Origin of the sequence: Pseudofrankia sp. EUN1h (assembly GCF_001854645.1) — a bacterium.
Taxonomy (GTDB): Bacteria; Actinomycetota; Actinomycetes; order Frankiales; family Frankiaceae; genus Pseudofrankia; species Pseudofrankia saprophytica.
Genome location: NZ_MBLN01000065.1, coordinates 148336 through 160925, shown reverse-complemented (window position 1 = coordinate 160925; position 12590 = coordinate 148336). Strand labels below are relative to the sequence as shown.

Sequence of the window (12590 nt, the reverse complement as noted above, 5' to 3'; positions counted from 1 at the left end):
CAAAGTGCCTGGCTGGCTAGCGTTCCCCGACGGTCGTCCAACGAGGAGGAGAAGAGACCGTCGTGAATCAATCAAGACAGTCCGCACCCACCCGGTGGGCCGTGGCTGTGGCCGCGCTCGCCGTCGGCACGACGTTGCTGAGCGCCTGTGGTTCCGGTGGTTCCTCCGACGGCGGCGCGCCCGCGAGTGCCGCGCCGAAGCCCGGCGGCACGTTGACCTTCGCGGTCGGCTCGGACATCGGCTGCGTCGACCCGCAGCAGGTCGGCAGCAACGACACGGTCTACTCGACGCGCCAGCTCGTCGACTCGCTGACCGACCAGGACCCCGACACGGGCAAGATCGTTCCCTGGCTCGCGCGGAGCTGGGAGATCAGTGCCGACGCGAAGTCCTTCACCTTCCACCTCAAGCCCGGTGTCACGTTCAGCGACGGCACGCCGCTGACCGCGCAGGTGGTCAAGGACAACTTCGAGGCGATCCCCAAGCTGGGCGCCCTCGCCCAGCTGGGCGCCGGCTATCTGGGTGGCTACGCCGGCAGCAAGGTGATCGACGACCAGACCATCGAGATCGACTTCCAGCAGTCGAACGCCCAGTTCCTGCAGGCCACCTCGACGTTCTCGCTCGGCATCGTGTCCGAGGCGAGCGTCAAGAAGACCCCGCAGGCGCGCTGCAGCGACGGGGTGATCGGCTCCGGGCCGTTCGTGCTGTCGAAGTACGTGCCCAGCCAGTCGATCTCGCTGACGAAGCGCACCGGCTACACCTGGGGCTCGTCGCTGTTCACCAAGTCCGGTGACGCCTACCTGGACGCGCTCGAGTTCAAGGTGGTGCCGGAGGCCGGTGTGCGGACCTCCAGCCTGCAGTCCGGCCAGGTCGACGCGATCGGCGCCGTGGCCCAGGCGGACGAGGCGGCACTGGAGGGCAGCGGCGCCCAGCTGCAGGCCCGGGCCAACCCGGGTGTGCCCTTCGGCCTGAGCTTCAACAACTCCAAGGCGCCCTACACCGACCCGAACGTGCGGAAGGCGATTGGTCTGGCGATCGACCGGCAGCAGATCGTCGACACCGTGTTCCCGACCGGGACCAAGCCGGCGACGAGCATCCTCTCGCACACCACGCCTAGCTACGTCGACCTCAGCTCCAGCCTCACCTTCGACAAGGCGAAGGCCGGCTCGCTGCTCGACGCGGCGGGCTGGAAGCTTGGCGCCGACGGGATCCGGCAGAAGGACGGCGCCCCGCTCTCCCTGACGATCACCTGGTTCGCCAACGCCGCCACCAACCAGCCGGCGATGGAGCTGGTCCAGCAGCAGCTCAAGGCCGTCGGCGTCCAGGTCGAGCTGAAGCAGCTCCAGATCGCGCAGATCACCCAGATCCTGACGGGCGCCGACTTCGACGTGCTGTGGGGCAACCTGACCCGGGCCGACCCGGACATCCTGCGCAGCCAGTACTCCACCAAGGGCCTCAACGCGTACAAGATCCCGGTGACCGAGCTGGACACGGTGCTCGCCCAGCAGGCCGCGGAGCCCGACGCGACGAAGCGCGCGGCGCTCGTCGAGCGGGCTCAGCGGCTGGTCGTCGACAACGCCTACGTCGTCCCGGTCGTCGAGCTCGAGACCGAACTCGGCGTCGGCAAGAACGTCCACGACCTGAAGTTCGAGGCGTCCAGCCGCATCCAGCTGCACGACACCTGGAAGAGCTGACCGACTGAGCACGCGGCCCCGCCCGCGGTCACCTGGCCGCCGGCGGGGCCGCGGTGTGGCCGCGCGGGCGGGGCCGGCGGCGAGACCAGCCGGCCGCGGGGGCGCGACCGCTTCGAGGAACACGACGACAGGAGACGGCGGAGAAGATGTGGCGCTACGTGCTTCGCCGTCTCGCCCAGGCGGTCGGCGTGCTGTGGGCGGCCTACACGGTGACGTTCCTGGTGCTCGACTACCTGCCGGGCGACCCGGTCACGGCCATGGCCGGTGCTGGTATGGACTCGCAGGGGATCGACCCCGCGCAGATCGAGAGGTTGAGATATCAGTACGGCTTCGACGAGCCGGTGCTGGTGCAGTACCTCCACTATCTGACGAGGGCGCTGCGCGGTGACTTTGGCGTCTCGGTGTCGACCAATCGCCCAGTCAGCTCGGTGATGAGCGAAGCGCTGCCGCCGACGCTGGCACTCACCGGGCTGGCCCTCGCCATCGGGGTCCTCGCCGGCGGCACGATCGCGCTCGTCGCGACCTACACCAACCAGCGATGGCTTCGCCAGGCTCTGCTCTCGCTGCCGGCGCTCGGGGTGTCGGTCCCCGGCTTCTGGGTCGGGTTGATGCTCGTCCAGCTGTTCTCGTTCCGGATCAGGCTGTTTCCCGCCTTCGGCAACGACGGGCTGCGCGGCCTGATACTGCCGGCCGTCACCCTGGCGGTGCTGCCCGGCGCGATGGTCGCGCAGATCCTCGCCAAGAGCCTGCTCACCGCGCTCGCCGAGCCGTACGCCCAGACCGCCCTGGCCAAGGGGGCGGGCCGGGCGCGGGTGCACCTGCGGCACGCGCTGCGCAACGCCCTGCTGCCCGCGCTGACGATCACCGGCGTGCTGACCGGCCAGTTGATGGCGAACGCCGTCGTCGTCGAGACGGTGTTCTCCCGCAACGGCCTCGGTCGGATCACCTCGGCCGCCGTGACCGTGCAGGACATCCCGGTCGTGCAGGGCGTCGTCGTCTTCGGCGCGTTCGTCTTCATCACGGTCAACCTGGTCGTCGACCTCGTGTACCCGCTCCTCGACCCGAGGATCACCGTCGGCTCCGGCCGCCGCGGTCCCTCCAGAAGAAAGAGCACCCCGATGGACCCGACCCTGGGCGGCGGCGTCCTGACGACGTCGGCCATCGAGCCGGTGGCGGGGAGCGCCCGGTGACCCGCCCCGCCGCGACCGAGCCGGCGCCCTCGGCGCCGGATGCCCCCGAAGACGCCGGCGCGGACCTCGAACCGAACGCCGAGCTCGGGAAGCTCGCGCAGTCGTGGCGGGAACCGTCCTCGGCGTGGCGCCGGGTGGACCTGCCCCGGCTCGGACGGTTCTTCCTGCACCGGCCCGGCCTGGTGCTGGCGGCGATCGTGGTGATCGTGGTGGTGCTGGCCGCGTTCTGGCCGGCGCTCTACACCTCCCGCGACCCGCTGCTGGGCGTACCGACCAGCCGCTTCCAGGGGCCCAGCGGCCAGCACTGGTTCGGTACCGACGAGCTGGGCCGGGATGTGTTCGCCCGTGTCGTGCACGGTGCCGCGCTGTCACTGAAGGCGACGATCATCGCGGTCGCCGTCGCGTTCGTCGTCGGCGGCGGTCTCGGCCTCGTCGCCGGCTTCGTCGGCCGCTGGGCCGAGGACGTCATCATGCGCGTCGTCGACGTGCTGCTGTCCATCCCGGGGCTGTTCATGTCACTAGCCCTGGTCACCGCGCTCGGCTACGGCACGGTCAAGGTGGCCATCGCGGTCGGGATCGCGAGCGTCGCCAGCTTCGCCCGGGTGATGCGCGCCGAGGTGCTCAAGGTGCGCCAGGCGACGTACGTCGAGGCGGCCCGGTCGATCGGCGCCCGCTGGTACAGCGTGCTCGGCCGGCACGTGCTGCCGAACGCGATGGGGCCGGTGCTCGTGCTCGCGACCCTCGACTTCGGCGTGTCGGTCCTGGCGGTGTCGTCGCTGAGCTTCCTGGGCTACGGCGCCGCCCCGCCCGCGCCGGAATGGGGAACGTTGATCTCGAGCGGACGCAACTACCTGGCGAACGCCTGGTGGCTCTCGACCCTGCCCGGCCTGACGGTGGCCGCGACCGTGCTGTCGACGAACCGGATCGCCCGGGCGCTGGACGGCGAATGGGCGACCCAGCGATGACCGGCGGCCCGGCCCGACCCGCCGCGGCCGAACCGGCCGAACCGGCCGAACCGGCTGCTGAGCGGAGCGACCAGGAGAACGACAGCCTGCTCGTGATCCGCGGGCTGTCCGTCTCGTACCAGACCCGGACCGGGCCGGTCCCGGCCGTCCGTGGGATCGACCTCGACATCCGCCCGGGGGAGATCGTCGCGCTGGTCGGCGAGTCCGGGTCCGGGAAGAGCACGACGGCGCACGCCGTGATCGGCCTGCTGCCACCCGGTGGCCGGATCGACGCCGGCAGCGTCCGGTTCGGCGCCCACGACCTGGTCGGGCTCCCGGCGGGGGAGCTGCGTGCCATCCGCGGCGCGGGCATCGGGCTCATCCCGCAGGACCCGACCGTCTCGCTGAACCCGGTGGCGCGGATCGGCGACCAGGTCGCCGAGGTGCTGCGGATCCACCAGCTCGCCGGCCGCCGGGAGGCGGGCAGGGCCGCCGTCGAGCTGCTGGAGCGGGCGGGCCTGCCGGACCCGGCGACCAGGGCCCGGCAGTACCCGCACGAGCTGTCCGGCGGGATGCGGCAGCGGGCGCTGATCGCCATCGCGATCGCCGCCGGGCCCAGCCTGATCATCGCCGACGAGCCGACCAGCGCGCTGGACGTGACCGTGCAGCGGCTCATCCTCGATCACCTCGAACGGCTGACGACCGAGCTCGGCACCGCCGTCCTGCTCGTCACCCACGACCTCGGCGTCGCCGCCGACCGCGCCCAGCGCATCGCGGTGATGTCGCGCGGCAAGATCGTCGAGACCGGCCCGACCGGGCGGATCCTCGACGCCCCGCGCGACCCGTACACGCGCCGCCTRCTGCGTGCCGCCCCCGGCCTGGCCGCGGCCCGCGGCTCGCTGCCGCCCCTGGCCGCCCGCCCGCCGGCCGCTCTCACGAAGACGGCCACCCAGGCCGCGGTGGGCGTGGGTGGTGCGCGGCCGCTGGTCGTGGTGGACCACCTGGTCAAGGACTTCCCGCTGCCCAGGACCGACGGCGGGGCGCGGCTGCTGCGCGCCGTCGACGACGTCAGCTTCACCGTGAGCCGCGGCGAGACGCTCGCGCTGGTCGGCGAGTCGGGCTCGGGAAAGTCGACGACGGCCCGGCTCGTGCTGCGGCTGGTGGACCCGACCGGCGGGCGGATCACCTTCGACGGCGACGACGTGACCCGCGCCGGCGGCGGGCGGCTGCGGGCGCTGCGCCGGCGGGCCCAGCTCATCTACCAGAACCCCTACGCATCCCTCGACCCGAGGTTCACCATCGGAGAGGTGATAAACGAGCCGTTGCGGGTGTTCCACATCGGCGACCGGGCCTCCCGCCTGGCCAGGGTCCGGGACCTGCTCGACCGGGTCGCGCTGCCCGCGTCGATGGTCGACCGCCGCCCGGCGGAGCTCTCCGGCGGGCAGCGTCAGCGGGTCGCGATCGCCCGGGCGCTGGCGCTCGCCCCCGAGCTGGTCGTCTGCGACGAGCCGGTCTCCGCGCTGGACGTCTCGGTACAGGCCCAGGTGCTCGAGCTGCTGGCGCGGCTGCAGGCCGACACCGGCGTGGCCTACCTGTTCATCTCGCACGACCTGGCCGTCGTCCGCCAGATCGCCCACCGGGTCGCGGTGATGCGCTCCGGCCGGATCGTCGAGACCGGCAGCACGGCGGAACTGTTCGCCCGTCCCGAACACGAGTACACCCGCGCCCTGCTCGACGCCATCCCCGGTGCCGCCCGCACCCGCCACGTGCCGACTGCCGGCACTCCGGGCATCCACGGGGATCCGACAGACGTCCATCCGCGCACCGCGAGGGCCTGAGCAGGGCGCAACCACAGGAGGCATGCCATGTCCGATGTTCCGCTTTCCGTCCTCGACCTCGTCCCGGTCAGCGCCGGCGCGACGCACTCCGAGGCGCTGCGCAACGCGGTCGACCTGGCTCGGCGGACGGAGGCCTTCGGCTACCGGCGTTACTGGCTCGCGGAGCATCACCTCGCCAGCGGCGTGATCGGCGCCTCCGCCGCGGTCACCATCGCCCTGGTCGGCGCCGCGACGAGAACGATCCGGCTGGGCTCGGCCGGCGTCCAGATCGGGCACCGCACCCCGCTGTCCGTGGTCGAGGAGTTCGGGCTGCTGAACGCTGCCTTCCCCGGCCGGCTCGACCTGGGCATCGGCCGGTCCCTGAGCCGGCCCGCGCCGAAGGGCGGCGACGGGCCGGCACCCGTCGAAGCGGCGCAGCCGTCGCCATCCGCCGGCCCGCCCGCCCCGGCGGGAACACCGGTGACCGCGGGCGCCGCGCTCGTCTCGTCCGGAGCCGGAGCCGGACCCGGAGCCGCGACGAGCGCCGCCGGTGCCGCGGACGCCGCGGGCGCGGCGGCGAACTACGTCGCGTCCCTCGGCGGTGCCAACCACACCGCCGACGAGTACACCGCGGGCGGCCTCCTGCTGCCGAAGAAGTTCGACATCAGCAGGCTGCTCGCCTCCGACCGGCTCGGACTGACGTTGGCGCTGTTGCAGCAGCCCGGCGCCTACGCCCCGGACTACGGCGAGCAGATCGACGACGTGCTGGCGCTGCTCGCGGGGACCTACCGTTCCCCCGGCGGCCTGCCGGCGCACGCCTCTCCGGGCGAGGGCGCCGACCTCGAGATCTGGATCCTCGGCGCGTCGGGCGGCGTGAGCGCGCAGGTCGCCGGCCAGCGCGGGCTGCCGTTCGCGGCCTCCTACCACCACAGCCCGAGCACCGTGCTCGACGGGATCAATGCCTACCGGGCCGCGTTCCGCCCCTCGGCGCGGCTCGAGCGGCCGCTGGTGGCCGTGTCCGCCGACGTCGTCGTCGCCGAGGACGACGACACCGCCGCGCGCCTGGCCGCCGGTTACGGGCCATGGGTGCTGAGCATCCGCGCGGGCTCGGGCGCGATCCCGTTCCCCGCTCCCGAGGACGCCCTCGCGCACACCTGGACGGACGAGGAGCGGGAGCTGGTCGCCGACCGGGTGCGCACGCAGCTGGTCGGCTCGCCGCGCACCGTCGCCGACCGGCTGGAGCAGCTGCGGGCCGCGACCGGCGCCGACGAGCTGGCCATCACCACCATCACCCACCAGCACGCCGACCGCGTGCGCTCCTACGAGTTGCTGGCCGACGAATGGAGCCGCCGCTGACCGGTCCGCCGGACGGCCGGTCCGCACCCGACACCGCACCGACGCGTCCCGCGGGCTGGCCAGACGCGGCCCGGAGCTGACAGCACGCGAAGCCGACGAGAAAGACGAGAAGGAGACGACTCCCATGGCAGATCCGGCGACCACGGCTCCGCTGCACCTCGCCGTCGCGCTCGACGGCGCCGGCTGGCATCCCGCCGCCTGGCGTGAGCCCGACGCGCGGCCGGCGGAGCTGTTCACCCCGGGCTACTGGCTCGACCAGGTGCTCGAGGCCGAACGCGGCCTTCTCGACCTCGTCACCATCGAGGACTCGCTCGGCCTGCAGTCGTCCGGCTTCGACGGCCCGGACGACCGGACCGACCAGGTGCGCGGCCGGCTCGACGCGGTGCTCATCGCGGCCCGGGTCTCCCCGCTGACCAGCCACATCGGCCTGGTGCCGACGGCGACCGTCAGCCACACCGAGCCGTTCCACATCTCGAAGGCCATCGCCACCCTCGACTTCACCAGCCAGGGCCGGGCCGGCTGGCGGGCCCAGACGTCGCGCCCGGCGGAGAACTCGCACTTCGGCCGGCGCACGGTTCGCCCGTTCCGGCTGGCCGACTACCAGAGCCCCGAGGTGCAGGCCGTGGTCGCCGAGTCCTTCGACGAGGCCGCGGACTTCGTGGAGGTCGTGCGCCGGCTGTGGGACAGCTGGGAGGACGACGCGGAGATCCGCGACGTCGCCTCCGGCCGGTTCGTCGACCGGGACAAGCTGCACTACATCGACTTCGAGGGCCGCTGGTTCAAGGTCCGCGGTCCGTCGATCGTGCCGCGTCCGCCGCAGGGCCAGCCGGTCGTCTCGGCGCTCGCGCACGCGACCATCCCGTACCGGCTCGGCGCCCGCGCCGCCGACATCGTGTACGTGACCCCGCGCGACGAGCCCGGTGCGGCGGCGATCGTGGCCGAGATCCGCGCGGAGCAGGAGGCGGCCGGCCGGGCTGGCGAGACCATCCACGTCTTCGGCGACCTCGTCGTCTTCCTCGACGAGACCGCCGCGGCGGCCGCCGCCCGCAAGGACCGCCTCGACGAGACGGCGGGGGAGGAGTACGCCAGCGACGCCCTGGTCTTCACTGGCACCGCGGCGGAGCTCGCCGATCTGCTGCTCGGCTGGCAGCGCGCCGGACTGTCCGGCTACCGGCTGCGGYCCGGCGCCGTCCCGCACGACCTCGAGGCCATCACCCGCGCCCTGGTTCCCGAGCTCCAGCGCCGCGGCGCCTTCCGCACCGCGTACGAGGCGGACACGCTGCGCGGGCTCCTCGGCCTTGGCCGGCCCGCGAACCGCTACGCGATCGCCGCCCACTGAGCCCGATGGCGACGACGACCCCRCTGACCATGACCACTCCGCTGACGACGACCCCGCTGGCGACGACTCCGCTGGCAGTGGCCCCGTTGACCCCGTCGACCCGCGATTCGAGGTACTCGGCATGAGCGGTGCGCGCAAGCAGATCATCCTCGGCGCCTATGTCGGAGGCGTCAACCACCAGACGGTGTGGTCGGACCCGGCCGCCGGCAGCCAGATCGATTTCTCCACCTTCAAGCACGTGGCGCAGACGGCGGAGCGGGGGAAGTTCGACTTCTTCTTTCTCGCCGAGGGCCTCATCCTGCGCGAACGACTTGGGAAGATCTTCGATCAGGACATCGTCGGCCGTCCTGACACTCTGCCGGTCCTCGCCGCGCTGGCCGCGGTCACGGAGCACCTCGGGCTGGTCGGCACCCTCAATGCGACGTTCAACGAGCCCTACGAGCTCGCCCGACAAGTCGCCTCTCTCGACCACCTGTCCGGCGGCCGCGCTGGCTGGAACGTCGTCACGTCCTTCGACGCCTTCACCGGCCAGAACTTCAGGCGTGGTGGTTTCCTGCACCGGGACGACCGGTACATCCGGGCCGAGGAGTTCGTGACCGTGGCTCGCCGGCTGTGGAACACCTGGGCGCCCGACGCCGTGGTCGCGGACGCCGACGACGGCCGGTTCCTGCGCGACGGCGACGCGGGTGCGTTCCGTTTCCGTGGCTGGCAGTTCGACGTCTCGGGCCGGTTCAACGTGCCGCGCAGCCCGCAGGGACGGCCGGTGATCCTGCAGGCCGGGGTGTCCCCGCAGGGCCGGGACTTCGCCGCGGCCACCGCCGACGCCATCTTCTCTCCGTTCCACCGGCTGGCCGAGGCACAGGAGTTCTACCGCGACATCCAGAACCGCGTCGCCCGCGCGGGTCGCCCAGCGGGCTCGGTGCGCATCCTTCCCGGCGGCGCGTTCGTGCTCGGCGACACCGCGACCGACGCGGCCGAGAAGGCACGCGAGATCGCCCGGACCCAGGTCACCGGCAGGACCGCGCAGGTCCTCTTCGAAGCGGTGTGGAACCGGGACCTGTCCGGCTACGACCCGGACGGCCCGCTGCCGGACGTCGACCCGGACCCGGACGAGCCGTGGGTCATCCAGGGCCGGGCGCGGCTGCACCAGGATCCGTTCGCGACGGTCCGGGAGTGGCGTGCGATCGCGGAGGCGAACAGGTTCTCGCTGCGTGAGCTCGCCATCCACCTGTTCAGCCGGACCGAGTTCGTCGGCACCCCGACCCAGATCGCCGACCAGCTGGACGCGTTCGTCCAGAACGACGGCTCGGACGGCTTCATCCTCGGCTCGCACCTGACCCCGACCGGCCTCGACGAGTTCGTCGACAAGGTCGTCCCGCTGCTGCAGGAACGCGGCTCGCTGCGCGCCGACTACGCCGGCAGCACCCTGCGCGACAACCTGCGCATCCCGGTGCCGGAACCCGCTCCGGTGCCAGCCGCGGTCGCATAGGCCCGCGCCCGCACGCCGACGCAGCCGCGCGGGCGCACCAGACCGGCCAGGACAGCGTGCCGGTAGGGGCGAGCCGACAGCGTCGCCATCCCCACGGCATTCTGTCCTGGCCCCTGCACCGAACTGGCCGTGACCGTGGCCAACGGCGGTCTCAGGGACGAAGGAGGCCCGGCGCCGCCGTGTACCTACGGTCCACCGTCCCATCCGCCGGAATGCCCTGGGTACCGTGTGCCGAATGAGCGGCGACGAAGGCGCGGTTTCCCCAGCCTGTCCCGTCTGCGGACGGACGGATGCCTACCCGGTCACCCATGGCCTTCGCTCCGACCGGAGCGTGGGCCTGCAGCAGGACGGAACATGGGCGAGTGGATCATGTTTCGGTGGACCGGAACAGTGGCGGTGCCGCGGCTGTCGTTGCGAATGGCCGACCAGGGGCTTCCGGTTCCACCTCTTCGTCGACGTCCGCGCCTGGGACCATGAGACGGCGCAGGACACTCTCGCCCGCATGCTCTACGCCAGCCCACCTGTCGAGGATGTGGACGTCGATCCCGTCGAAATCGGCGATGCCGTCGGGTACGTCGGCGTGGACGACGAGGGATTCCCGCGATGGTCGTGGGACTGAGTGGGAGGCGCGGAAGTCTTGGCGGTCATGACTCCCGCTCAGTCCCACGACCATCGCGCCGAGCCGCACCCAGGATCCCACCAGATCATCGGCCTGCTCATGATCTGGTGGGATCCTCGGAGTCCCAGCTCCGAAAATCCCACCAGATCACTGACGGCCACCGCCGCCGACGGCTCATCACCGTCGACGCCGTGCTCTTCAGCCGGGAAAGCGCCGCGCACGTCGACGATCATCAACCCGAAATGCCTTGGTTGAAAAATCAGTAGGAGCGGGAAGAAACGCAGGGCGCTCGCCCCGCCGTCGGGAATGGCCCTGGATCATCGGGCGACGGCTGCCGCGCTGGCGAGGTACCAGCGGCATGCCCTAGCCCTGCTGGCCGTCGGGGGCGCGGCTGTCGTGGCTTCCCTCGTCCTGTACCGGTACGCCGCCGGTCGGTCCGTCAACGAGCGCGAGGCTCTCACGTTTCCTCTGACCAGCGGCGGCTTTGCGCTGCTTTACGGCCTGCCGGGTTTCCTGAACTGTCTGCGCATGCGATGGGTGTTAGCCAGGAACCCGTGGGTGTCCCGGCGGGGCAGGCTTCGCGAGGTCACCGTGAACAGACGCATCCCCGCGCCCGTGCTGATCCTCGATCCGGGCGCGAAGGCTCAGTCGCGGGCCATCCCCACCGGCGACGGCCCGGCGCACGGCCTGGCCGAGCGGGGCCCCAACGGGCGGCCAACCATCCTGCGCCTCTCGGTGAGCATGTGGCGGTGGGGCCGGCACCCGAGCGAGTTCGAAGAGTTCACGACGGTGTGGTTCGCGGGCGACCCGCGCGCGGGCGGCGTCGTGGCGCCCCCGGGAGCACGCGACCTGTACTGGGCGAGGCGCCTGCGCATCAGGCGGTGGGCGAACTATCTCCTGTCGACGACCCCGGAATAGATGTTCTGACGTGGCCGGGGGGCTGGAGCGTGGTCGGCGGAGGCCGCCCGCCGGTCCGCGACGAGGATCGGTGGCGAGGCGGGCATGGTGCCTGACGTGGTGTGGATGTGGAGGCGGTGATGGTTGATGGGGCTGGCGCACGGTCACCGAGTACGTCGTGGGACGACTGGCGGCGGGCCGTGTTCGGTGACCCGTTCATGGTCTGGCACGAGGGTCCGGATTTCAGCCGGCTGCTGGAGCTGGCGCGAGCCAACCGGGCGGATGTCGGCATCAGTCTGGCCGTCGGCGTCGCGCAGCACGACGAGGTGGCGGCCCAGTCGTTCATCGCGCTGGCCGAGGCGGGACTGGTACCCGACGGAGCCGAGACGTTGCTGCKGGCAGCGGTTCCGGATGGCCAGGGGACCTTCCTGGTGCGGCTCGCCGAGGCGCTGTATGCGCTGACCGGCGACGAGGCGTGGGCCAGACCGATCGTTCGGGTGCTCACGACCGTGACGGCACGCGGCGTCGAGACCTTCTGGGGCAACCGCCTCGACGCGGCCATCGCGCTGAGCGGATTCCCGCCGACCGAGCACCTCGTCGACGCGCTCGCGCGTGCGGTCACCGACCACGAGTACCTGGTCCGTTACCACGCCTCCAACACACTGCTTCGGTACTGCGGCGAGCGGCGGGACGTCAGCGACATCTCGACATTCTTCGACAAGATCTGCTCAGGCGATCCGGCGTCATGGCGCGCCGCGGCCGAACACCTGGCCTCCATGGCATCACGCTAAGAGATGGACTGGGGCGACGGCCCGTGGAGGACCCGTGGCGTGACCGGCGTGACCAGGCCCGGCTTCGACACCCGGGGTTAGCCGCATTCTGCTGGGTGGCCTCCTCTTCGTCGCGACCGTAGAGGTCGGGTTTACCTTCGTCAGGATGCTCCGAGACCAGTGGAGAACCCGCGCCTCCAGTGCTACACCGGCAGGCACACGTTCTTGGCACAGAGGAACTCGTTCAGGTAATGGCGGTCGAGCCTCTCGGCGACTTTCTCCTGATCCAGGACCGCGCGGAGCCGACCTGCGCCAGGCGGTCGTCTCCCTCGTCGACTCCAGGCCAGTTCGTGCGTACTCACGAGAACGGTCCTCGGCGGGCTCGTCAGCCACCAGCGCGGAACTTCGAGTTCGTGCGCGGCCGTCGTAGCCTCGTCGCGCACGACGCCTGCACATCAGCCCGGCGTCGATGTCAGGT

The 12590-nt window shown here is 71.8% G+C and carries 10 protein-coding genes; 9 read left to right on the top strand and 1 reads right to left on the bottom strand.

The window, feature by feature from the left end:
* Positions 1 to 62: 62 nt before the first annotated feature.
* From BCD49_RS25240 to BCD49_RS25210, 7 genes are all read left to right on the top strand, one after another.
* Positions 63 to 1691: an ABC transporter substrate-binding protein gene (locus tag BCD49_RS25240; protein ID WP_007508920.1), complete on the top strand. Its 1629-nt coding sequence runs from the start codon at positions 63 to 65 to the stop codon at positions 1689 to 1691.
* Positions 1692 to 1837: 146 nt separating this feature from the next.
* Positions 1838 to 2881 carry an ABC transporter permease gene (locus BCD49_RS25235; RefSeq protein ID WP_007508921.1) on the top strand — a complete coding sequence of 348 codons (1044 nt, stop codon included), beginning with the start codon at positions 1838 to 1840 and terminating at the stop codon, positions 2879 to 2881.
* On the top strand, positions 2878 to 3846 hold the full coding sequence (locus tag BCD49_RS25230; protein ID WP_007508923.1) for an ABC transporter permease: 969 nt from the start codon (positions 2878 to 2880) through the stop codon (positions 3844 to 3846). Before BCD49_RS25235 ends, BCD49_RS25230 begins: the two co-directional genes overlap by 4 nt.
* Positions 3828 to 5663 carry a dipeptide ABC transporter ATP-binding protein gene (locus tag BCD49_RS25225; RefSeq protein ID WP_007508924.1) on the top strand — a complete coding sequence of 612 codons (1836 nt, stop codon included), beginning with the start codon at positions 3828 to 3830 and terminating at the stop codon, positions 5661 to 5663. Before BCD49_RS25230 ends, BCD49_RS25225 begins: the two co-directional genes overlap by 19 nt.
* A 27-nt stretch (positions 5664 to 5690) precedes the next feature.
* Positions 5691 to 6998: an LLM class flavin-dependent oxidoreductase gene (locus tag BCD49_RS25220; RefSeq protein ID WP_007508925.1), complete on the top strand. Its 1308-nt coding sequence runs from the start codon at positions 5691 to 5693 to the stop codon at positions 6996 to 6998.
* A 124-nt stretch (positions 6999 to 7122) separates the two neighbouring features.
* Positions 7123 to 8337 carry an LLM class flavin-dependent oxidoreductase gene (locus BCD49_RS25215; protein ID WP_071041982.1) on the top strand — a complete coding sequence of 405 codons (1215 nt, stop codon included), beginning with the start codon at positions 7123 to 7125 and terminating at the stop codon, positions 8335 to 8337.
* Positions 8338 to 8458: 121 nt separating this feature from the next.
* A complete protein-coding gene (locus tag BCD49_RS25210) occupies positions 8459 to 9826 on the top strand; it encodes an NtaA/DmoA family FMN-dependent monooxygenase (RefSeq protein WP_007508928.1) in 1368 nt (455 codons plus the stop codon).
* A gap of 657 nt (positions 9827 to 10483) precedes the next feature.
* Here BCD49_RS25210 and BCD49_RS43225 read toward each other — a convergent pair.
* Positions 10484 to 10678, bottom strand: a complete 195-nt coding sequence (locus tag BCD49_RS43225; protein ID WP_027140848.1) for a hypothetical protein — start codon at positions 10676 to 10678, stop codon at positions 10484 to 10486.
* Positions 10679 to 10841: 163 nt separating this feature from the next.
* Here BCD49_RS43225 and BCD49_RS25205 point away from each other — a divergent pair, with 163 nt between their 5' ends.
* On the top strand, positions 10842 to 11363 hold the full coding sequence (locus BCD49_RS25205; RefSeq protein ID WP_157845243.1) for a hypothetical protein: 522 nt from the start codon (positions 10842 to 10844) through the stop codon (positions 11361 to 11363).
* A 119-nt stretch (positions 11364 to 11482) separates the two neighbouring features.
* On the top strand, positions 11483 to 12133 hold the full coding sequence (locus tag BCD49_RS25200; RefSeq protein WP_131803567.1) for a hypothetical protein: 651 nt from the start codon (positions 11483 to 11485) through the stop codon (positions 12131 to 12133).
* The last annotated feature ends 457 nt before the right edge of the window (positions 12134 to 12590 follow it).